Genomic DNA, 22,881 nt, shown 5'->3' with positions numbered 1-22,881 from the left:
GTTCCCTGGCAGTGCGCGGTGGCGTCACATCAAACCACCGTCACGCCACCACCGCAGTCTGATCCAGTTCTTCGCGCAGGCTGTCGATGAACACGCTGTCGTTCAAGTAAGCAACGTTCAACCGCGTCCATGGCGATACCTGCTCCGAATCGACATTGAAGAACGCACCTGGCGCCAGCACCACGCCACGCGACAACAGGCGGGCAGTCAGCTGGCGAGTGTCCTCTATATCGCCGAACCGCGCCCACAGGTACAGGCTTTGCTCTGGTGCGGCGTAGACGGTTGCATCCAGTCGCTGCAGCACCTCCAGACCCTCTGCGGTGGCAGCGCGTACCCGGTCCTGCAGGCGCCCAACGTGACGCAGGTAGTTGCCTTCGCGCAGGATCGCCTCGAGCACGCGCTCACCGTACTCGCTGCTGCCGATATGCAACAGCATCTTCAGATCAGCCAGCTCTTCGATATGCGCGTTCTCGCCAGCGATGAAACCGCTACGCAGCGCCGCCGAGACGGATTTCGAGAAGCTGCCGACATACAACGTGTTCCTGAACTGCGACAACGACGACAGGCGAAACGCCGAGTTCGGCTTGAAATCGGCCATGGCGTCGTTTTCGACGATGAGCACGTCGTGCGCCGCAGCCAGCTCCAACAGTCGCTTCCCCACCTCCGGCGCGACATCCGTGCCGGTAGGGTTGTGGGCGGTGGTCTGCATGAAGAACACACGTGCCTTGGTGGTCTGCAGCGCGGCCTCGAACTCGGCCAGATCGGGACCATCCACGCGCCGCGTTATCGCCACCGATTTCGCCCCCTGCAACTGCAGCTTGCCAAACAATGGGTAGTAACCGGGTTGCTCAACCAGCACCGTGTCGCCCGGCGCAACATAACGCCGGATGATCAGATCCAGCGCGTGGTTGGCACCGAATGTAGTCACCAGCTGACGCGGCCCAAGCTCCATGCCATGCATGGCCATGCGCCGGATCAGCTGCTGCCGCAGCGGCAGGTAGCCGTATCGGTTCCCGTAACGGAACAAACTGCCAACACCGCTGCGGGCAACCTGCCGATGGAATCGATCAAGCCGCATATAGGTCAACCAATCGACCGGCGGAAAGCCCTCGGCAAGATGTGACCGGCCGGGCTCGCGGATGGCCTGTTGCCGCATCATCCACAGCGTATCGATCACCCGGCTGTAGCCGACAGGTTCTTCGTCCACGTCACGCTCTGGTGGCGCCTCGACGCCACGCACGAAGAACCCCTTGCCATGCTGCGCCTCAACCAGCGCTCGCTCGCCGAGCAGATCGAAAGCGGATATCACCGTGTTCTTCGAGTAGCCGTTCAATCGCGCGTACTCGCGCAACGAAGGCAACTTGTCTCCGGGCTTTAGAACACCGGCCAATATTTGCCGACCGATGTCCATGGCGACTTTTTCCGCCAGTGAAATCTTCCGTGGTTCAGAGCGCATAGGAATCCATACGAATTTCTTCGGGCGCTCACTGTATCTACGCGCCAACGCACTCTGTAAAGAGCATAAACAGACATTTTGATATGAGCTGAAAGACACGCGACAGCGCGTTTGCTGTTCGGAAAAACTGTACCTGTTGCTCGCTTCCCGCAGAGCACATTGTGGCCGTTGTTCTGCGCAATCCTCGCCAACAGGCGAGGCAACGGCGCGACAAGAGATGAAAGCAATAAATGCACATCCGACATCCGGGCCGTCATTGACAGAAATGTCAGTGATAACGCACATTCCGCGCGAATCAGTACACACGGCCGCCCCGGTGTTGCCGGTAGAGATATCGACATCGAATGATGTTTCGCGCAGGAGTAGCGGCCATCTTGCCGACACCCGTCCTTGCGTTTCTTTCGTCAACGACCTGCTTGTGAATGGCATGAACCTGCGTATGCCGATGGCAGCGTGCCAACAGGGGCATGCACGCGTCATTCAAGCCATCGCCAGGCTGGCGCATCCCAGCGGTGGATTTCAGGTGTTCGGTGCTGGCCCCTTGTTGCGTGCGCGCATGCAGTTCAACGCATTCGACGACGTCCACCGCGCGCGTCAACAAGTGCTGCAGCTACGCAATCAGCTGATTGGCGTTGCCAATACCTTGACCACGACATTGATAGCCCGTAGCGGAAGCTGCAAGGACATCGACGCCCATGTCCGCACCTCCAGCGCGGGCACCACGTTCCTCGAGATCGAGCTGCTGCTCGATGTTCCCAATCGTTCTGACATACCGGTGATCGATTCGATGATTGCAAAGATGGCGCCGCTGATCGAACAGTTGTCCCACGGCAAGAGCGGCCGCATCGAAATCAGCGGCGTCGCCGAACGGAAACTGCTGTGCGCGCAGCTGACACTGAATGCCGACAGCTTCTCGCTCAACCGGACCCAGGCCGATGCGATGGCAAGACGTCTGGTGGATCTGCACCATTCCACCTGCAGGGATGCCGCGCTCGTCAGTGCACGCAACAGGGAGGTCAAGGCTGTGGCCAATGCTGTCTATGCTGCAGTGGGCGCCATCGATCGCCGCGTACGTCATGCACCTGGGCCAAGTGCGCCGCAGCTTGACCAAGGCGCATCACTGGCCAGCTGGCACCGCGATCATCACGGGCATCTGTCCGGAAGAATCGCCCTGCCCCTGCAGATGGACCATCTGGCTGACACTGTGTCGCCGCCAGCGCACACCTCCACCAGCGCTGCAGCTGAGTCAGTCCGGGAGATGCACCCAATCGAGCAAGCGGTCGCTGCCATTGCACTGGCGCAGAGCATTGCCAGCCTGCATGCGCATGCGACCGAGGCCATCGTGCAAAGCAACCCTGCCCAGCATGCACGGGATCTGGCATTGATGGCAGGGGCGCGTGGCAGCGAGATCGAACTTTTGGTGCAATCCATGCTGCGTGCGCGGATCTTCCGCTTCGATAGTGCGGTTGCTGGATTGGACAGGATGAGGGCGCAGTAATGCGCGAAGAGGACCATGCACAGCAAGACCACGTGCGCATCATCGAGATAGGCGCAAGCCGGGGGCTTGAGCGCCAGAGAAAAGTGCTGCCCACCAGCGTGCGCATGAACCTGGTCGAGTTGCTGGAGGCGGCCGGCATCAAGGAGCTGGAACTTGGCACGTTCGCCTCATCGCGGCAAATGCCGCAGATGGTTGATACCGCCGCACTCTGCGACCTGCTTGGGCCGCCGCCGCTCAACCGCGTCCGCTCGGCCGTGGTTGCCGGCATGCAGCAACTGCAGATGGCAGTCGCCGGCGGCTGCCGCGACATCACCGTCGTGTCTGCGGCATCGGACGCCTACTGCCGCGCCTACCTCGGCTGCAGCATCGCTGAAAGCCTGCGCCGCGCCGATGAAATCACCGGGCGCGCCCTGGCGCTCGGCATCCAGGTGCGCGCCACGCTGGCGACCATCGTCGATTGCCCGCTGAGCGGTGCGGTGCCGACGGTCACCGTCACCCGTATCGTGCGCAGGTTGCATGACATGGGCTGTCGCGAGGTCAGCCTGTGCGATACCTGTGGCTCCGCCACCCCTGCAAGTATTGGCGTGCTGTTGCGGGCCTGCGCCAGCGAAGTTCCAATGCATCGCCTGGCCGGGCATTTCCACGACACCTTCGGGCTGGCCATCGCCAACGTCATCACGGCACTGGAGCACGGCATACGCGCATTCGACAGCGCCATCTCCGGGCTTGGCGGCGACACTCATGCACCGGGCGCGGCAGGCAACCTTGCCACCGAAGACCTGGTCCATCTGCTCTCCGGGTTGGGAATCCACTGCAGCGCCGATCTGGATGGCCTGCTGCTTGCTGCTGATTACATCGACTGCATGCTTGAGCGCCGCACCGAGTCGCGCGTCGGCAGGGCAATCCGGGCGCGCAGCAAGCACTACCGGGATGCCGCGCAGGCTTGGGCGGTGTGAGGGGCAGTATCCATGCTGGCTGGAACACTGTCGGATCAAGCGCGCGACTGACACGCCATCGCCGATGAAAGTAAGATGTGCCGGTCAGCGAGCAGAGCGGCCAGCCGACCACACCGTGACGGCGCCAAGCGCCGTGGAGAAGCTCCCATGCCGCTGTCGTCGAGCCCTTGGCCGTGCTGCCGGAAGCAGCAGCGCCAGGCCTTTGCCCCGCCCCATCCCGCGCCCGCCTGCAGGTTGCAACGGCCATCCCGCAGCGTGCGTTCGTACCGATGACGGCGCCCAGCACACGTCTGATCGACGCCTTCCTCAACCTCTACAGTGAGTTGAAGCGGCATCTGCGCCGACGCACCGGCGACAGCACCCGTGCCGAAGAGGTCATGCAGGAAACCTATCTGCGCCTGCTCGAGGCCGACAGCCGCCAGCAACAGGAGCAGATCCGCGACGAGCGTGCGTTCATTTTCCGGGTCGCCGGCAACCTGGCCATCGACGTTGCCCGCCGCGAGCAGCGCGCAGGCGGCAGCGGCGAGCCCGATCCGCAGCAGGCCGACCCGATCGCCAGCCCGGAGCGCAACGCCATCGCCCAGGACCGCCTGCGACAACTCGACGATGCCCTGCGCGAGCTGCCGCCCAACGCCCGCCTGGCCTTGCTGCTGTTCCGCGTCGACGGCCTGTCGCATGCGCGGATCGCGCAGCGGCTTGGGGTCTCGGAGAGCATGGTCGCCAAATACCTGGCCCAGGCATTACGGCATTGCCGCGACCGCCTCGGGCCACTCTGAAACCAAAGATGAGAGATGCTGGCCACAAGCACTGCAACTTTGGCCTCGCCCAAACGTCGTATGGATAGGTAACCTTCTTTCCCCAGCGCAGCCCGCATAGCCACGCCCGATGTTCGACCGCTTCCGATCCCGGAACAATGCGCTCAGTGACGAATCCATCCAGTGGGTAATCCGCCTGGGTGCGCGGCCGTCTGCGGCCGATCGCTCGGCATTCGAACACTGGTGCCAGCGCTCGCCGGCCCATGCTGAGGCGGCGCGGCAGGCCTTCGCCCTGCTCGACGGGGTTGGCCACACCGCGCTGGCCGCCGAGCACCGCCACTGGGTGCAGGCACTGACGCCCGCGCCACGGCGGATCAGCCGACGCGCGGTGCTGGCCGGCGGCCTGTCGGCGGCAGCGCTGGCCGGTGTGGTTGGTACCGGCCTGCTGGGGCCGGTCAGCGGTGTGCTTGCCGACCACAGCACCCGCATCGGGCAGCGCCGCCAGGCCTCGCTTGGTGACGGATCGACCGCCTGGCTCAACAGTGAGAGTGCGTTTTCGCAGACCTTCTCCAACGTCCGCCGCACTGTCTCGGTGGCCGCCGGAGAGCTGCTGTTCGACGTCGCGCCCGATCCGCAGCGGCCCTTCGTGATCGAGAGCCGCGATGGCAGCGTCCATTGCAGCGTCGGCCGCTTTGCCCTGCACCGTGAAGCACGCCGCAGCACCTTGACCGTGGTCTCCGGCCTGGCCCAACTGCGCAACCAGGCCGGTGGCCGTATCGAGATGATCGCCAACCAGCGTGTTGCCTTCAGCGCCGATGTCCTTGGCCAGGCCGAGAACGTCGATGCCGGTGCATTGACCGCCTGGGTACGCGGCAAACTCATCTTCAACCAGCAGTCCGTATCGGAAATCGCCGACGAACTGCAGCGGCATGTGCCGGGACGCATCGTCGTGCTTGGCCAGGCACTGCAGCAGCTGCAGCTCACCGGCGTGTTCGAACTGGATGACATCGACGCAGCGCTGCGCAATATCGCGGCGCTGGCCGGTGCGGAAGTGACCCGGCTGCCGCTGCTGACCCTGATCCGCTGAACAGTTGATCCGCTGAGCTGCACGCCAGCGCGGTAACCCCGCAATCGTCCGCCACGCGGGGACATGGGCAAGCAGAAAAATTTTTGCGGCTGACGCTGCAAGTTTTGCCTGCGTCGGTCGTCTATAGGAATGAGACTTATTCTCACAAAGTCAACGCCAGTACATCCAGGCGTCCTCTTCCTCTTCTGCCGTCGGACCCATGAGCCCTTCCAGCCACTCCCGTTCTTCACGACTGCCCGCCCTTCTGGCGGTCAGCATCGCCTTGGCACTCGCTGCACCACTGCATGCCGCCGCGCAGACCAGCAATCCCGGTGCCACCCAAAGCGTCGCGTTTGATGTGCCGGCACAGTCGCTGGACAGCGCGCTGACCCGATTGGCTGACCAGGGCGGGGTCCGCATCCTGTTTGTGTCCAGCGATGTCGGTGGATTGCAGGGCACAGCCATCAAAGGCCGACTCAGTACGGCGCAGGCGTTGGATCAACTGCTGGCCGGCAGCGGACTGGCTTGGCAATGGCGCGAACCCGGCACCGCCGTGGTCACGCGCAGCGGCGGCGCTGCTGCAGGTGCCAGCACATCCATCGTCACCGGCACATTGAGCGTGACCGGCAAGCAGGGCATCGAGGCCACCGGCGCGCAGCGCGACCTGCGTGGCCAGGACGAGATCTACGACCTGGACCTGTCCACCGCCTATCTCGGCCGCACCGAGATCGAGCGCTACAAGGGCGCCACGCCCTCGGACCTGCTCAACGGCGTCGCCGGTGTGTTCAGCGGTGATGCGCGCAACAGCGGCGCACTCGACGTCAACATCCGCGGCGTGCAAGGGCCGGGACGCGTGCCGGTCACCATCGATGGCACCGAACAGGCAGTCACCGCCTGGCGCGGCTACAACGGCATCGGCAACCGCAACTACGTCGACCCCAACCTGATCGGCGGCATGCAGATCTTCAAGGGGCCGTCGCTGACCCGCAATGTCACCACCGGCATCGGCGGCGGCGTGGTGATCAAGACACTGGACGTTGACGACGTGGTGCCGGAAGGCGAATCGTTCGGCGGCGAGTTCAAGATCGAAGGCAGCAGCAATGCGGTAGCGCCGCGTCTGCCGGGCAAGTTGTACACCGGCATGAACCACCGCGACGTGCCCGAGCTGGCCACCGGCAGCCCGGCCAACGACCCGACCCTGCGCGTGCAACCGCATACCGGTGGCGGCGGTTACAACGTCTTCGATGGCGAGGACCACGCCTATCGGCTGGCATTGGGCTGGAAGTCGGACACGCTCAGCCTGTTCGGCGCCTATGCCTACCGCGACCGCGGCAATTACTTCGCCGGCAAGCGCGGCGCCGGCTACTACTCGCAGCCGGTGGAAAACATCAGCGCCGGCGACTACATCATCACCATGGCCAACCGCCTGCGCCCGGGCGACGAGGTGACCAATACCTCCAGCCAGATGGAATCCTGGCTGTTCAAGGCCACCTGGAACCCGACGCCCGACCAGGTGCTGCGCTTCGGCTACCGCGACACGCTGTCGCACTATGGCGAGATCATGCCCTCGCGCATCAACCGTACCGCGCTCGGCCTGCCGCAGTGGTCATTGAGCCGGGTGGACTCCACCGCCTACAACCTGGAGTACAAGTGGCAGCCGCAGGACAGCCGTTGGATCGACCTGTACGCCAACCTGTGGCGCACCGATACCGACAGCAATGCCAACACTGCCGGCAGCTACCCGAACTACTGGAACGCGGTGACCCAGCCGATCATCATGAACGGCGCGCTGGATGATTCCACCAATACGCGCAACGGCCTGACCCTGAGCAATCTGTTCCGGCTCAGCGATACGCTGGACCTGACCGTCGGCGGCGATTTCCAGCACGAAAAGCTGCGCTCGCATGACGAGTACATCGGCCCGTCCGCCAGTTGGCGCATGTTCCCTCGCGCCGGCCGCCGCGAGGAATGGAACGCCAACTTCAACTTCGAATGGCGCCCGGTCGACTTCCTGAAGATCAACGCCGGTGCCCGCTACTCCTCGTACTGGGCGTACGACGACTTCCTCGCTGACCACCCCAACCAGTTCAGGGCCTCGATATCCGGCTACCAGGCCAGCTACTACACCATGTCTGAGCAGACCCGTAGCAACGCTGAGCGGGAGCTGCGCAGCCGCTATCAAGCCTGCGCGACGATGCCGTTTTACTGCTCGTTCCTGGGGGTTACGCCCGGCATGAGCGAAGCAGACTATATCGCCGAAAAAATCACAAACCTCGCCACATTGAACACCGCGCAATGGCTTCCGGACGCCGACGGAAGATTCCATCGCATCGACAACCCCTGCAGCAACGGCGCGCTCAACGGCGTAGCCGACTTCTATGCAAGCAAGGGGTGTGTCATCGGCCCCACCGCCAACCCGATCGCCTCCGGCTACGCTGTGGCCAAGAAGCGGCGTGACCGCGGCTGGGCGCCCTCGCTGACCATCACCGGCTTCTTCTCCGATTACAGCCGCGCCTACCTCAGCTACAACGAGGCACTGCGCTACCCGAACATGTTCGAGAGCGTGATCGCCTTCGGTGCCAGCGTCAGTCCATTCCGCGATCTGGAACCCGAGCACACCTACAGCTACGAGCTGGGCTATATCCAGGAACTCGGCCATCTGCTGGGCGATGACACCATCGCCGACGTCAAACTCAGCTATTACCACCGCCGCACCGACGACCTGATCGAGCGTGACAACAATTTCCTGTTCCGCAACATCGACAAGCAGATCGTGCAGGGCATTGAGTTCCAGGGCCGCTACGACAATGGCCGCTTTTTCACCGACCTGGCCGTGGCACACACGCTGAAGAACGAGGTCTGCGACGAAAGCACTGCCATCAGCATCGACCCCAACGTCACCAGCACGCCAACCTGCGTGGACCAGGGCTTCATCGGCAGCTGGTTGCTGACCCAGGCCTCGCCGGAAACCTCGGCCAACTGGTCGCTGGGCGGGCGCTTCCTGGACAAGCGGCTGGAACTTGGCACGCGTGTTGTCTATTACCAGCGCCGCAAACCCAACCGCGACCTGGAAGCATTTGCCGACGCCACCAACCAGAACCTTGGCGTGTTCAACGTGCCGTTCTCCTGGGATACGACCTGGTTGTTCGACGCCTATGCCAGCTACCGCGTCAACGACACCGTGCAGTTGGAACTGATCGGTACCAACCTCAGCGATCGCTATTACGCCGACCCCGCCACGCGCTCGCTGCTGCCCGCGCCGGGCCGCACGCTGAAGCTGAGCGTGACCGCGCGCTTCTGATCATCCCGTAACACCAAGGAGTCCACCACAACCCGAACCGTCACTGCAATTCAACTTTTCTTCATCACATCAAAAGAGAAATGATCATGAAAATGCACAAGCGTCTTTCCCAACTCGCCGTCGCCCTGACTGTGGTTTCCCTGGCCGGCACTGCTGCGGCCGCCAACATCGTTGGTGCCCAGTCTGATGGCTCCGGCGCCTCGACCATCACCGTCGGTGAGTCACAGGTTCCGTTCGGCCCGCATACCGCTGGCAAAGCCGGCGTCGGCATCTCCAGCTATGCCGCCGGCATCAAGGTCGACTTCCAGGGCCTGACCCCGTCCAGTGCCGCCACCGTGCTGCACCCGGGCACGGACAAGGGCATGACCGTGTACCAGCTGCACGATCCGATCACCAACGGCACGCCGGGCAATCCGAATGACCCAGCACACGCGGGCCTGGGCAGCTTCAACTTCGTCAAGGTTGGTACCGGCGATGTCTGGTTCGGCGAATGGTCGACCAACGGCAACACCGGCAGCCCGACCTACCAGAACCGTCAGGTCTACTACGTAGGCGACAAGACTGGTTACACCGCTGCCACCGGCACCGCGGTTGGCTACACGCTGACCGGCCTGCACCAGTACGGCGCCAACACCAACCTGACCGGCAGCCTGACCGCCAACTTCAGCAGCCGCACCTTCCACGGTGACCTGTCGATCGGCGCAACGTTGATCCGTCTGGGCACCAGTGGCAGCCAGATCGCGTTCGACACCAACGGCCACTTCGATGCGGCCAATGCCGGTCAATGGGTAATCCCGGGCAACTTCGTGATCGCCACCGGTACGGTGAAGGGTGACTTCTTCGGCGCACAGGCGGCCACTGTCGCTGGCATCGTCGACTTCGGCGAGCAGTCCATGAACATCGCCTGGGGCGGCACCAAGAACTGACGGCTGAGCCTTTCCGTCAATCGCTGTAATTCGACTGCTACCGGCAAGGACCAGCCAGCGTCCGCCAATCCTTGCCTCCCTCGATGGCCATTGCATGCATTCTTGTTTTCCCAACGACCGTCGACGCCGGTCTGCCTTCGCGTTTCCTGCGGCAATGCTGCTGGCCGGCCTGCTGTTGCCGGTTGTCGCCTTCGCACAGGAGCAGGCCGACACCCGCCGCCTGCTCGACCAGCACATCGACCAACAAGCACAGGCGCGCGAGCGCGAGCTGCTCAAGGATGAGCTCGACGCCGAGCGCCCGACGCTGACCATCGATGGCGAGCGTCATGTCATCGGCCACAACGTCGACGACCTGGGCCGCGCACTGTATCTGGCACTGCAACAGCGGCAGTGGAGCCTGGCCGCAAACTTCCTCAACGAATACCTGACCTTGCCCGGTCACGACAAACTACTGGTGCACTACGCCCAGGGCGGTTTGCTGCGCATCCAGGGCAAGCACGCGCTGGCAGTGGCCGAGTACCGCGCCCTGCTCGCCCTGCAACCGGACTTCATGCCGGCGCAGCTGGAGCTGGCCCGCACCTTGTTCGAAGACCAGCAGGATCGCGAAGCTGACGCGCTGTTTGCCGACGCCGGTGCCAGCATCGATGCCAATGATCCCAAGACCGAGGGCGTACGCACCACCATCGCCAGCTTTCGTCAGGCGTTGGCGCAGCGTGAGCGCTGGAGCGGCTCCTACGCGGCCGGACCGAGCTGGACCGACAACGCCAACCGCACCTCGGCCAGTCGTACCTGTCTATTGCTGCTGATCACCGGCGACTGCCTGATCGAGCGCAAATTACCTGAGGCGATCACCGCCACCGGCATCGACTACGACGCCACCCTCAACAAGCGGCATGCACTGCGCGGACACCATGGCGTCTACCTGCGCGCAATCGCGTTCGGCCAGAACTACCGCGACAACAGCCCCTACAACGAGCTCAACGCAGCGCTGCAGGTCGGTTACAGCTTCCGCAGTGCGCGCCACAACGTCGCACTGGCACCGTCTTTCGACTACTACGCGCTGGGCAACAGCGCCCTGTTTGGTGCACCTGGCGTGCATGCCGAGTGGAGCTGGACGCCGGGCCAGCGCTCCATGCTGAAGCTGGAGGCCGACTGGAAGGATCTGCGCTATCGGCAGCGCGATTACGCACTCAATCTGGACGGCGTGCAGCGCACGGCATCAGCCACCTATTTCCGCAGTCTTGGCAGCCATTGGATGGCATTTGGCGGTATCGATGCGCTGGACAGTGACTCCCGCGACCGCAGCAACGGCTACCGCTCGCTCGGTGCACGTATTGGTGCGTCGCTGCAGTGGCCGCAAGGCTTCAGCCACACCTTGTTCGCCTCCTATCGGCGCCGCAGCTACGACCTCTACAGCCCAATGCTCGGTGTGCGCCGCGATGACGACGAACGCAACTACACACTGATCATCAAGGCCAGGCGCCTGGCCTTCGCCGGCTTCACGCCCTTGCTGAGCCTTCGCTACAACGTGGTGTCGAGCAACGTCGACTGGCTCTACAGCTATGACCGCAGCACCGCCAGCCTGAAGCTGGAACGCAGTTTCTGACCCCCACCACTTCCTGCACTACCGGGAGTTGCACATGAACGACAAGAGCACCGTCATTTCGCGCAGCCAGCAGCTCAAGGCCGCCACCCACAGCACCCATGACAGCCTGGACAAGCGGGTCATGGCAGCGGACATCTTTGCCAACCGCGACAGCTTCGCGCGCTTCCTGCGCGTGCAGTATCGCTTCCATCGCGACATTGATGCGCTGTACTCGCATCCGGGATTGCTGGCGCTGATCCCGGATCTCGGCGAACGCCGGCGGCTGGCAAAGATCGCACTCGACCTGCAGGATCTCGGCTGCGAAGTTCCCGCCAGCAGCACTCCAGCGGTCGCCGCCGACATCACCCTGCCCAACGCGCTGGGCTGGCTGTACGTCGCCGAGGGCTCCAATCTCGGCGGTACCGTGCTGTTCAAGCTGGCCCGCGAGCGCCTGCAGTTGCAGGCAGACTTCGGCGCCCGCCACCTCGCCGCACATGCCGACGGTGCGGCGCGCCATTGGCGCAGCTTCACTGCGGCATTGGATGCTGCAGCACTGGCGGCCGCGCAGGAAGCCCTGGTGGTAGAGGGTGCACGCACAGCGTTCCAGACCGTCCGCGCCTATGTGGAAGCAGAACTGCATCCCGATCCGGCGCTCGTCTGATGCGCTGGCTTTGGTTCTGCGCAGGCTGCTGGATGCTGTCCTTGGGCATCATCGGCGCGATGCTGCCGGTGATGCCCACCACCATCTTCCTGATCCTGGCGCTGGCCTGCTTCGCGCGCTCCTCGCCAAGGCTCGAACGCTACCTGCTGCAGCATCCGCGCTACGGCCACAGCCTGCGCCTATGGCGTGAGCAGGGCGCGGTCAGCGCCAAGGGCAAGGCCTTCGCCGCGATCGGCATGGCAGTTGGCTATCTGATTTTCTTCTGCACCGCCCATCCAAGCTGGAAGCTGGCGCTGGGCATCGGCTTGTTCTTCATTGCCAGCGCCAGCTATGTGCTGTCGCGCCCCGCACCGCGTGCGCTCACCCCTTGAGGATTCCGATCATGCCCCTGACAACTTCAGGCAACTTGCCGCTGCCGGTCCGCAACATCCACTCAGCGATACTGCGCGGTGCCGGCATCCGGGTGACCTCGGCGCGGATCGCCACCTTGCGGCTGGCCCCCTTGGTGCTCGCCGCGCATGGCCGCCTCAGTCCACAGCTGTTGCATGCCGCTGCCGTAGAACAGGGCGGCATGCATGTCTCCACCAGCGCCTTCTACAACACCTTGTCGACCTTGACCGCCGCCGGTCTGCTGCCATCCGCCCGTGCTGCACACGGGGCGGCGCCCCCTGCCATCGTCGGGGTGCAGGAATGAGCATGCACGCCGGCCTGCCAAGCAACCTCAGCCCGTGGCAGATGTTCCTGCATGCCGACTGGGTGGTGCAGACAGTAATGATCGGCTTGGCGGTCGCCTCGCTGGCAACGTGGACGGTATTGCTGGCCAAGCGCCGCCAGCTGCGTCGCGAAGCGCGCAGCCTGCATGAAGCACGCACCCTGCTGGCAATGGCAGACAGCTTGCCGGCGGCAGCTGCCCCTACCTCGGTTTCGACGGCAAGCCTGCAACACTGCGCCATCGCTTGGTCATTGCTGGCCGAGGCGCAGGACGAGCTGCAACGTTCGCCCGAGGCCGGTAACACCGACGGCATCAAGGACCGGGTCGGCTCGCGCCTGCAGCGCATCGAGCTCGCGCATGCGCGCCAGCTGCGCAGCGGCACCGGCCTGCTGGCGACCATCGGCGCCACCGCGCCCTTCGTCGGCCTGTTCGGTACGGTGTGGGGCATCATGAACAGCTTCGTCGGCATCGCCCAGGCCAACACCACCAATCTGGCGGTGGTCGCGCCGGGTATCGCCGAGGCCTTGCTGGCCACCGCGCTGGGACTGGTCGCGGCAATCCCCGCCGTGGTGATCTACAACCACCTGAGCCGACAACTGGCAGCGCTGCGTGGTGATAGCGGCGATCTGTCGGCCAGCGTGCAACAGCTGGTCTCGCGCGACCTCGACCGCCGCGCCATCAACCCATCCGGAGCGGCGTGAGCATGGCGATCAGGACCGACGAGCAGGACGATGTGCCCGACGAGAACCACGAGATCAACGTCACGCCCTTCATCGACGTGATGCTGGTGCTGCTGATCATCTTCATGGTCGCCGCGCCATTGGCCACGGTGGATGTCGCCGTCGACCTGCCGGCATCAACCGCGCAGCCGCAACCCCGCACCGATGAACCGGTGTACCTGACCGTGCAGCAGGACCTGTCGCTGCGCTTGAACCAGGACCCGGTTGCTGCCCCTGCCTTGGCAGCGGCGCTGGACACGCTCACCAGCAGCAACCGTGAGCAACGCATTTTCGTGCGCGCTGACAAGGGCGTTGCTTATGGCGACCTGATGGACACCTTGAACAGCCTGCGTGCTGCCGGTTATCTGAAGGTAGCCCTGGTCGGGCTGGAGCAGGCCACGCCGTGAGCGCGACACCGCATGCAGCCGAAGGCCCACGCTGGGGCCGCAGTCTGTGCATCGTGCTTGCTGTGCATGCGCTGGCGGTGGGCGGCGCTGTCATCTGCTCATCGTGGTCAGCAGCACCTGCACCGCCCTCGCCACCACAAGCGGTGATGGTGGAACTGGCGCCACTGCCGAGTGCACCGCCGGCACCTCCCACCGATCTGGCGCCAGGACCGCTGCAACAGGAGCAGCAGGCGCAGCCCGCACAGGCAGCTGCAACACCGACCGCGGCAGTGACGTCGCCCTCGCCGACCCTGCCAGCAGACGCCGCCCTGCCACCGCCTGCGCCGGAGCGTCAGGAACAACGACCCGCATCGGTCGAAACTGCCGAGGTGCTGCAATCAACTGCACAACCCAGCGTGCAGGCGCCCAACAGCACCCGCTACACCGCCCGGCAATCCTCGGCCGGTACCGCCAATCCTTCGCAGGCCAACTGGCAGGCGCTGGTACTGGCGCACCTGGAGCGTTACAAACGTTACCCGCGTGCGGCACAGCGTCGCCGCAGCGAAGGCGTGAGCCTGGTCGAGTATGCGGTGGACCGCAGTGGCGGCGTGCAGTGGGCGCGGCTTGCGCGCAGCAGCGGCAATGCCTTGCTGGATGGCGAGGCGCTCGCCGCCGTGCAGCGCGCCAGCCCGTTGCCGTCACCACCGGATGAAGTGCAAGGCGATCCAGTGCAGATCACCACACCCGTGGAGTTCTTCATTCGCTGAAGGCAGCCGCATGGACGCCACTCGCCAGTCCGCTCGTCCGCTTGCTGGATGAGCAACATGCGTCCTTGCTGGCAATTGCTTGCAGCGAAAACGACAAGGCCCGCTCGGATCTACATCCGAGTGGGCCTTGTCATTGCATGCGGCGCTTTCAAGCAAACCGCATTGGATCAGAACCGATAGTTGAAACTTGCTTTCAGCGTGCGGCCCGGCGCCAGCATCGACGAGCGGGTCAGCGGGTCGATGTAGTAGAGGTTGCCCAGATTGGTCCCCACCACTTCTACCGTCGCGCGGTCATTGACGCGCCACGTGGCGTAAGCGTCATACGTGGTGATGCGGCCCCATTGCAGCGGCGTGTTGAGGTAATAGGAGATCGTCGCCGACTGGGTGCCGTAGTTGTCCTTGAACACGCTTTCCTGCGGCGCGTGGTGGACGATGCGGCTGCCCAGCTCCAGCCTGCCGTCGAACAGACGCGTGCCCACCGTCCAGTTGAAGGTGTAGCGTGGGATCGCCATGGTCACCAGGTAGCCACCGACGAAGCCGGTTTCGACGCAGTTGGAGACACCGCCGGTATTGTCCAACAGCATCGCGGTGTGCTCATCGCAGACGCGGTTTTCCAGGTTCCATGCACCACTGATGTCGGTGAAGAAGCGACCGTTGTCGAAGCGCCCCTGCACCTCGACGCCACGGATGGTCTGTTCGTCGATGTTGGAGAAGGTCAGCTGCGGGCTGCGCTCGATCACATCGCGGGTGCGGTGATGGTAGTAGGCGATCTTCAGGTCCGCCAGCGGATTGCCGTCCAGCATCTGGCCGAAGTCCTGCACCCACGACAACTCGGTGTTGTAGGCGTGTTCCGGCTTCAGGCCGTAGCTGTCCTGGATGCTGGAGAAGCCAATGGTGCTTTCAAACAAGGCCGGGAAGCGGCGCACCTGGCTGTGGCGAAGATAGACACGGCTGTGCTCGCTGAGCTCGTAGGTTGCCGCGAACGACGGCACCCAGCCAGCACCGCGCTGCCTGCGCGCGGTGTTGTCGACGGTGGCAAAGGGAATCAACTCGCCATTGACGCTCTGCCCAGGATAGGGCGCATCGGACCAGCACTTGCGGCCGCCGCTGAGCTCAACGTTGCTGAAGTCGATGGCGCCATTGATGCAGGGATTGTCAGCGCGGTTGTAACGGCCCTGGCCATCGTGCTTCCACAGCATTTCGTTGTTGGCGGTGTAGGTGGTGCGGCTGCGGACTTCGTCGAGGGACGGGTTCAATATCTCTGCCACAAACTGCTCACGCGTATAGCCAAAGAACTCCTCGTAGAAGGACCACTGGCTTTCCACCAGGCTGGTCATCTGCTCGATCGAAGTGTCGATCTCGGCCTGGGTGTAGTGCTCCAACGTGTTCCACTTCATCACCCGGCCCGAGGACTCCTGGCTACTGGTTGGCAGCACGCCAGCCCGCTGCTGCCGCGCGAGGAACTCATCGAACGACTGCCAGTTCTGGTAGCGCACGCCGGCGCTGAGCAGCAGCTTGTCGATCGGCCGCCATTCGAACAAGGCACTCAGATCGTACTCACGACGCCAGCCGGCGCGCGGCTTGCCACGCCAATAACCGGTGATCTCCGGATCGTTGTAGGCGTCCTTGGAACTCAGGGTTTCCTTCTGCAGGTTGCCACCGACCGTCAGGTCCAGGCTGTCGCTCAGCTGCATCTTGTTGTCGAACGAGAAGCCGGTGCGCGCGTTCTTGCTGTTGGCGATCGCGGTATTGCGGAAGTGGTCCGGGGTGACATAGACCTTGTCGACGTCGTTGTACCAGTTCATGCGGTCGTTCGGCAGGCCGCCGCTGCTGTAGGTCGCGCTGTCGGTATCGGTGCGCCAAAGGTTGGCACGCAGATCTACCCAGTCCAGGCCCGGACGCCACTTGTATTCCAGGTTCACCGCGCGCGCATCCACCTGGCTCAGCGGCCACTGCGGGATGCCCTCGGTGACGGTGCTGGCCCACTGGATGCGCGAGGGCATGATTTCGCCATAGCGCGATTGCGTGTCGCGCACATTGAGCTGCAGCACCTGGCTGTCGCTCAAGCGCCAGGTGCCCTTGACCAGCCACGACTCCATGCGGCTGGAGGAATTGAGGATCTCCGAACCCGGCACATAGACCTTGGCCAGGTAGGGCACGTAGTCCCAGCTGGTGGTCGGTTCGTTGTCATAGAACGAGCTGCCATGCTTGCCGGCGAAGTGGTTGCCCTTCTCGCGGAAGGCGTAGGCCGCCATCAGGTCGAAGTTTTCCTTGCGCAGGCCCAGCGCAAGGCGCCAGGCCTGGTCATTGCCGAAGCTGCCGCTGCCGCTGGTGCGCGGATGCTGGTACAGGGTCGGGTCGTAGAAGTTGACCTGGCTGGCCGGGAAACCCGGCACGCTGCCGATCGGCTTGCCGGTCAACAGGGTCGGCAACTTCGGATCGATGGCGTTGTCGCTGGCCTCCATCTTCAGTTCACCGCCGAAGCTCTCGCCTTCCAGCAGGATGTCGTCGACGTCCAGCGTCTTGATCTGCACCGCGCCGCCTACCGAGGTGTTGGCACCGCGCAGCATCGCCGGGCCCTTGATGACCTGCATGCCGCCTATCAGGCTGGGATCGATGTAGTTGCGGTTGTTGGCGCCCATGTAGCCGCGCCAGACCGTCAGCGCCTGCTCGGTGCCATCGATGGTGAGCGGCACGCGACCCGGGCCCTGGATGCCGCGGATGTTGGGATCCAACGCGCCGCTGTTGCGGGCGTCGCCGCTGTAGACGTTGACCATGCCTTTGAAGATGTCGGCCGGTGCAGCGCCCTTGTAGCGTTCGATCTGCTCGCGCCCGGCGTAGACGGTGGACAGGTCAAGATCGTAGACATCGTCATAGCCGCGCTCGTCGCGCTCGATGCCAGTGGGATCGGCTGAACGGTCGCCGCCAACCCGCAGCGTGCCGATCACTACCGCATCACCATCGGCGCTGGCCATGCGCTGGATGCTCCACGCACCCGGGCTCACTTCGCGTGCCACCAGATCCGTGCCCTGCAACAGCCGCGCAAGCGCTGCGCGCACGGTATAGCGCCCCTGCAATGCCGGCGCGGAGCGACCCGCTGCCAACGCCGGGTCATAACTCAACGAAACACCAGCAGCGGTGGCGGTATCGTTCAGTGCCTGCGCCAACGGCGCAGCCGGGAGATTGAAGCTGACATTGCCCCCGCCAACCGCGGCTGCATTGTTCTGGGCAAAAACCAGTTGTGGCAGCGGCAGTGCGAGGGCGACCAGGCAGGCGAGCGCCAGCGAGGTTCGGACAACAGGGGGACGCGAAGACATGGCGGGGTCCGTGACAGAAGGAGTTGAAAGGGTTCACTTCCTTGCCCGCCCAACCGGCAAAAAGGGACATCCCCGGCTCAGGCGGGGTCGACCATCACCCACAGGCGGCTGCGGTAGCGCACGCGCAGCGGGAAACCCGCCTGCAGCAGGGCGAGCACGGTATCGGTGTCGTCCAGCTGGAACACGCCGGACACCAGCAGGCCGGCGATATCCGGATCACAACGCACGACGCCGGAGCGATAACGCGCCAGTTCGGACAACAGTTCGCCCAACGGCATGGCTTCGGCGTTGAGTACGCCCCGCACCCAGGCCAGGCTGTTGCGCTGGAGCGCAGTGACGGGGCCGATGCCCGCTGCGTTGAACAGCGCCTGTTGGCCTGCGCTCACCAGCTGCGTGACATCGCCGCGATCACCGAGCTGGATCCGCACCGCGCCCTGCTCCACCGCCACCCGCGCATGGTCATCCCACATGCGCACGGCAAAACGCGCGCCCACCGCAAGCAGGTGCGCGTTGCGCAGCTGCACCAGCAAGGGCCGCGCTGGAACGCGATCATCCGCCGCTTCCTGCAGCAGCAATTCGCCTCGCAGCAACTGCACCTGCCGCAATTGCTCATTGAAGCCGAGCGCGATCCGCGTATCGGTGTTGAGCAGCAGTTCGCTGCCATCCTCAAGCCGCAGCGCGCGGCGTTCGCCGATAGCGGTGCTGGTATCGGCAACAAGGTACTGCCAAGTCTCGCGCTGCCACGCCAGGCGCGCCAGCGGCGCACCGACCATCATTCCCATGATGGCCGCCAACGCAGCGCGGCGGCCCTGCAGGCTGCGTCGCGCCTGCCGCAGTGGCGCACTACCCACCGCGCCGGGTACCTCGTCCAACAAGCCCGCCAGGCGCTCTGCGCGATGCCAGGCGCGCGCATGCGTGTCGTTGCTGGCCAGCCAGCGCTGCCACGCGGCGCGCTCCCTGGCATCGAGCTCGCCTTCGCGGAAACGCAACAGCCACTCGGCTGCTTCGCGCAACACCGGCGCGGGAATGGGGGTGTCAGCTCTGGGCGCAGCGTCCTGCATGCGAGTCAGTCCATGGCCTCGAGGCAGGCGGCCATCGCCAGCACGATGTCGCGCTTGATGGTGCGCTCGGTGACACCCATGCGGGTGGCAATCACCGCATAGGTCTGCCCGTCCAGCTGTGACAGCAGGAAGGCCTCGCGTGCCCGCGCAGGCAACGCATCCAGCATGCGGTCGATGCGCATCAGCGCTTCCAGCGCGATCTGCCGCTGTTCCTCATCGGGCACCAGCGCCTCCGGCAGACTGGCCAATACTTCCAGCCATGCCCGCTCCAGCGCGCGGCGTTGCCACAGGTTGATGACCAGGCCATTGGCAATCCGGGTCAGGTAGGCGCGCGGCTGTTCCAGCGCTGGCAGCTGTGGCTTCTGCAGCAGACGCACGAAGGTGTCCTGCGCCAAGTCCGCCGCTGCCTCGTCCGCGGACATGCGGCGCCGCAGCCACTGCAGCAACCAGCCATGGTGCGCGACGTACAGGCCCTGCAGGGAATCAGGCGCCGGTGCCGGCGAAGCGTTGGCCATGGGTAAATATTGCGAATAGGAATCACTATCATCCGATAAATCAGGGGCGATAGGCAAACCCGGCCTGCGGTCGGGCGCGGCAACAGCGGTTTGCAGGCAGCGAAGCTATTCGATCCGACTGTTCGGCTGTTCGGGCGCTTTGCCGCCGTGTCGGTGGAGCGGGCGAAGAGGGGCCTGCCGCCTCGAATCTGGCCCGCGGCCCCCGACCGAGTGGACCGCACAAAGCAAGCAATCCCCCGTGCAAACGCCGCAACACGCGATGCCACACCCCGATCAGGCAGCAAAGGGCTTCCTCTTTCGCTGTATCGATATATTATAACATTCCATTTTCACGGGGATGATCCATGCGTCAACACGTACTTGCGGCCGCCGTGCTGCTCGTTGTCCAGAGCGCCTACGCCGCAGACGACACCACCCTGCCCACCGTCAAGGTCCGGGCAGACAAGGCTTCAAAGATCGACAGCATCGTTGTCGTCGAGAACTCCCAGACGCAGAACCGCACCCTGGGCGGCATGCTGGAACGCGTGCCAGGCGTGCAGAACAGCGCCTTCGGCCCGAATGCTGGTGCGCCGGTCATCCGCAGCCTGGGCGGTAACCGCGTGCAGGTGCTGGAAGATGGCCAGTCCATCCTTGGCATGAACGCACTCAGCGGCGACATCGCCATTCCCTTCGACCCGCTGTTCGTACGCAGCATCAGCGTCAACAAGTCATCGGACAGCGTCCGTCACGGCGGCAATGCGATCGGCGGCAGCGTCGATGTCGACTCTGGAATCATCTCCACCAAGATGGAGGACAAGGACCAGGAGATGGAGCTGGTGCTCAGGCAGGGTTTCAACGCTGCCGATGCGCAGGGCTTCCGGATGAATTTCAACAACCAGCGCAACCTGTCCACCAACCTGCAGATGTCGCACCAGCGCATCTCGCACTACGACATCCCCGGCAACAGCAAGGCCAGTGTCTGCGACAGCCAGCTGTTCCCAGCTGGCGGCGGGGTCAATAGCGGCCTGGCCGACAGCTGCCAGAAGGAGGCCCGCATCCAGCAGGTCTACAACAAGGCATCGCAGCCCTACATCGACCAGTTCATGACCGAGAACCCGGACTGGGCGGACGGCAGCTTCTCCTTCTATACCAACCAGCCGTCATCGGTCTGGCAGGGCAAGACCTACGTGAACCCGGCAAACCCGGACTATGTGGCGGGCACGCCTTCGTATGTGCAGAACAAGATCAACCGCGACGTCACCCCCAACTTCCGCGGCACCCTGGGCAACAGCTACTTCCGCAACTCACACCTTGCCGCCGGTAGCACCTACTTCTTCGACCGCGGCTACGTCGGCATCAGCATCGACGCCAAGGACAGCGAGTACGGGGTGCCGGGCTTCTCGATGGACAACCTGTCCTTCGGTGCCGACCACAGCCAGAGCCGCCCGGTCGGCGTGGTGCTCAAGCAGACCAAGTACGCGCTGCAGGCCAACGTGCAGGACCCATTCCCACTGTTTGAAAGCGCTGACCTGCGCATGTCGCAGATCAGCAACACCTCGGCCGAACAGCTGGGGACAAGCAAGGCCAACGAGTACCAGTTCGATACCTACCAGGCCGAAGCGCTGCTTGCACAGCGCCATGCCGGTCCGCTCAGCGGCCTGCTCGGGCTCAGCCAGCGCACGCGCGATATCAGCGGCAGCGGCGCACTGCGCTACCTGCCCGATGTGCAGAGCGTGACCAATGCGGTGTTCCTGAAACAGAGCCTCGACTTCGCCGCGGCCTCCTTCGATGCCGGGTTCCGCCACGAGCGCGTGGATCACGACATCCGCAGCAGTGCCTTCAAGACCTCACGCAACTCGGCCAATTCAAAGCTCGAGGACAGGTCGTTCACGCTCAACAGCTACACCTTTGGCGCGCTTGTAGCGCTCGGAAGCCACCTCAGTGCCAAGGCCCGCTACGCGTCGTCGCAACGGGCACCGGACGTCAATGAGCTGTACGCCAGCAACGCCCACTACTCGGTCATGACCCAGGAAGAAGGAAACCAGGACCTGCAGCCCGAACGCGCCAGGAACGTTGAATTCGCCCTGCTGTTCAACAACCGCGGCTTCGACATCTCCGCGACCGGCTATGTCATGAAGTACGAGAACTATCTCTACCAAGGCTATTCCGGCCTGCAGACCGCCAATCGCCTGCCGCTGAAGTACTGGAAGCAGACCGACGCCACGGTGAAGGGCTTCGAGATTGAGGTCTCGCAGGCATTGGAACTCGGCCGCTGGGGCAGCTTGAACCTCTCCGCGTTCTCCGACCTGGTGAAGAACCGTGCGGACCATCCGGATTCGCTGCGGGCACACAACGACGGCCAGTACCTGCCCAACATGCCAACCAACCGCTACGGTGCAAACATCGGCTGGCAGAAGGGCGACTGGAAGGCCGGCATCTCCAGCACCTACTACGACAAGCAGAAGTACCTGGGGAAGAATGTCAGCGAGGAAGTCCCCCTGGATGCCTTCAACATGCTGGACATGCAGGTCAGCCGCCGTTTCCAGCCGCGTGGTGGCTACGTAAGCGCGATCGAGGTGTTCCTCAATGGCTCGAACCTGCTCGACGCCGAGGCACGTCCGCACAACTCGCCGTTGAAATACATCGCGCCCCTGCCGGGCCGTGCATTCCAGCTTGGCTTGCGCGTCAACCTCTGAGGTCCCTGAAGCAGACACGCAGAGCCCTGTCGCCGGCTTGGCTCTGCTCCTTTAGCGCTGCATCTCCTCATACAGGCCTCCGCGACTGTGCCAGAGCGCACCGAATGGCAGAAAAGCATAAACCCCGGATTTCTCCGGGGTTTGTGCTGTCCTGGGACTGGCCCGGACTTCAATCTGGCGCGCCCGGAGGGATTCAAATTTACAACCTATCCGACTGATTATTATGGCATTCAAATACTCATTCGATTCGCAATACCCCCATGCATGCCCCCATTCGATCTTGTGACGAGGGTTGCGATCCACAAGGTGTAATTCTTGCTGAACTTGCCATAAGCAACCACCATCCCCTAGATCCAGTTAGCCGACCAATGAAAAGCGCAGCGCCGATTTGCGCGCCTCTTTGACTGGCGGGCCTGGAGTTCCCAGGATTTCCTAGACAGAGCTAGCCTCTGTTGGGGGCGGCATTGGGAGACAGTCATGTCTGCAGGCAAGATCACCAGCAAGACCCGGCAAGCCTACAAATTC

Annotated in this window: 18 protein-coding genes; 14 read left to right on the top strand and 4 right to left on the bottom strand. The window is 63.8% G+C overall.

Going from position 1 to position 22,881, the window contains the following annotated elements; translation table 11 throughout:
* Positions 1 to 40: 40 nt before the first annotated feature.
* Complete coding sequence (locus tag ACVOLV_RS15875; RefSeq protein ID WP_481555224.1) at positions 41 to 1,456, bottom strand: aminotransferase-like domain-containing protein; 1,416 nt, start codon at positions 1,454 to 1,456, stop codon at positions 41 to 43.
* Between the two features lie 136 nt (positions 1,457 to 1,592).
* Here ACVOLV_RS15875 and ACVOLV_RS15870 point away from each other — a divergent pair, with 136 nt between their 5' ends.
* From ACVOLV_RS15870 to ACVOLV_RS15810, 13 genes are all read left to right on the top strand, one after another.
* Positions 1,593 to 2,954, top strand: coding sequence for a hypothetical protein (locus ACVOLV_RS15870; RefSeq protein ID WP_481555223.1), 1,362 nt, complete (start codon positions 1,593 to 1,595; stop codon positions 2,952 to 2,954).
* Positions 2,954 to 3,910 carry a hydroxymethylglutaryl-CoA lyase gene (locus ACVOLV_RS15865; RefSeq protein WP_481555222.1) on the top strand — a complete coding sequence of 319 codons (957 nt, stop codon included), beginning with the start codon at positions 2,954 to 2,956 and terminating at the stop codon, positions 3,908 to 3,910. Before ACVOLV_RS15870 ends, ACVOLV_RS15865 begins: the two co-directional genes overlap by 1 nt.
* 269 nt (positions 3,911 to 4,179) lie before the next feature.
* The gene (locus tag ACVOLV_RS15860) at positions 4,180 to 4,686 is read left to right on the top strand and encodes an RNA polymerase sigma factor (protein WP_481555221.1); all 507 of its coding nucleotides are present in this window, start codon (positions 4,180 to 4,182) and stop codon (positions 4,684 to 4,686) included.
* A gap of 109 nt (positions 4,687 to 4,795) precedes the next feature.
* Positions 4,796 to 5,752 (top strand): FecR family protein, encoded by a 957-nt coding sequence (locus ACVOLV_RS15855; protein ID WP_481555220.1) that lies wholly within the window; start codon positions 4,796 to 4,798, stop codon positions 5,750 to 5,752.
* Between the two features lie 199 nt (positions 5,753 to 5,951).
* Positions 5,952 to 9,032: a TonB-dependent receptor gene (locus ACVOLV_RS15850; protein ID WP_481555219.1), complete on the top strand. Its 3,081-nt coding sequence runs from the start codon at positions 5,952 to 5,954 to the stop codon at positions 9,030 to 9,032.
* Positions 9,033 to 9,118: 86 nt separating this feature from the next.
* Positions 9,119 to 9,958 carry a HupA family protein gene (locus tag ACVOLV_RS15845; protein WP_481555218.1) on the top strand — a complete coding sequence of 280 codons (840 nt, stop codon included), beginning with the start codon at positions 9,119 to 9,121 and terminating at the stop codon, positions 9,956 to 9,958.
* Between the two features lie 94 nt (positions 9,959 to 10,052).
* Positions 10,053 to 11,564, top strand: a complete 1,512-nt coding sequence (locus tag ACVOLV_RS15840) for a surface lipoprotein assembly modifier (protein ID WP_481555217.1) — start codon at positions 10,053 to 10,055, stop codon at positions 11,562 to 11,564.
* A gap of 34 nt (positions 11,565 to 11,598) precedes the next feature.
* Positions 11,599 to 12,204 carry a biliverdin-producing heme oxygenase gene (locus ACVOLV_RS15835; RefSeq protein WP_481555216.1) on the top strand — a complete coding sequence of 202 codons (606 nt, stop codon included), beginning with the start codon at positions 11,599 to 11,601 and terminating at the stop codon, positions 12,202 to 12,204.
* Entirely contained in the window at positions 12,204 to 12,575 is a 372-nt protein-coding gene (locus tag ACVOLV_RS15830; protein ID WP_481555215.1) for a YbaN family protein, read from the top strand. Before ACVOLV_RS15835 ends, ACVOLV_RS15830 begins: the two co-directional genes overlap by 1 nt.
* 11 nt (positions 12,576 to 12,586) lie before the next feature.
* A complete protein-coding gene (locus tag ACVOLV_RS15825) occupies positions 12,587 to 12,898 on the top strand; it encodes a hypothetical protein (protein WP_481555214.1) in 312 nt (103 codons plus the stop codon).
* The gene (exbB, locus tag ACVOLV_RS15820; RefSeq protein ID WP_481555213.1) at positions 12,895 to 13,617 is read left to right on the top strand and encodes a tonB-system energizer ExbB; all 723 of its coding nucleotides are present in this window, start codon (positions 12,895 to 12,897) and stop codon (positions 13,615 to 13,617) included. The genes ACVOLV_RS15825 and exbB overlap by 4 nt, the downstream gene beginning before the upstream one ends.
* 2 nt (positions 13,618 to 13,619) lie before the next feature.
* On the top strand, positions 13,620 to 14,042 hold the full coding sequence (exbD, locus tag ACVOLV_RS15815) for a TonB system transport protein ExbD (protein WP_481555212.1): 423 nt from the start codon (positions 13,620 to 13,622) through the stop codon (positions 14,040 to 14,042).
* The gene (locus ACVOLV_RS15810; RefSeq protein ID WP_481555211.1) at positions 14,039 to 14,788 is read left to right on the top strand and encodes an energy transducer TonB family protein; all 750 of its coding nucleotides are present in this window, start codon (positions 14,039 to 14,041) and stop codon (positions 14,786 to 14,788) included. The genes exbD and ACVOLV_RS15810 overlap by 4 nt, the downstream gene beginning before the upstream one ends.
* Before the next feature lie 167 nt (positions 14,789 to 14,955).
* Here the strand turns inward: ACVOLV_RS15810 and ACVOLV_RS15805 are convergent, their stop codons facing one another.
* The 3 genes from ACVOLV_RS15805 to ACVOLV_RS15795 all read right to left on the bottom strand — a co-directional run bounded on the left by ACVOLV_RS15805 (position 14,956) and on the right by ACVOLV_RS15795 (position 19,681).
* Positions 14,956 to 18,105, bottom strand: coding sequence for a TonB-dependent receptor (locus tag ACVOLV_RS15805; RefSeq protein ID WP_481555210.1), 3,150 nt, complete (start codon positions 18,103 to 18,105; stop codon positions 14,956 to 14,958).
* Positions 18,106 to 18,182: 77 nt separating this feature from the next.
* Complete coding sequence (locus ACVOLV_RS15800) at positions 18,183 to 19,166, bottom strand: FecR domain-containing protein (protein WP_481555209.1); 984 nt, start codon at positions 19,164 to 19,166, stop codon at positions 18,183 to 18,185.
* A gap of 5 nt (positions 19,167 to 19,171) precedes the next feature.
* The gene (locus ACVOLV_RS15795; RefSeq protein ID WP_303747876.1) at positions 19,172 to 19,681 is read right to left on the bottom strand and encodes a sigma-70 family RNA polymerase sigma factor; all 510 of its coding nucleotides are present in this window, start codon (positions 19,679 to 19,681) and stop codon (positions 19,172 to 19,174) included.
* 344 nt (positions 19,682 to 20,025) lie between these two features.
* Between ACVOLV_RS15795 and ACVOLV_RS15790 the strand changes: the two genes are divergently transcribed.
* Positions 20,026 to 22,356, top strand: a complete 2,331-nt coding sequence (locus tag ACVOLV_RS15790; RefSeq protein ID WP_481555208.1) for a TonB-dependent receptor — start codon at positions 20,026 to 20,028, stop codon at positions 22,354 to 22,356.
* Positions 22,357 to 22,881 lie beyond the last annotated feature (525 nt).

Source organism: Stenotrophomonas sp. STEN023 (assembly GCF_056760135.1).
This window is presented reverse-complemented; position numbering and strand designations above follow the sequence as displayed.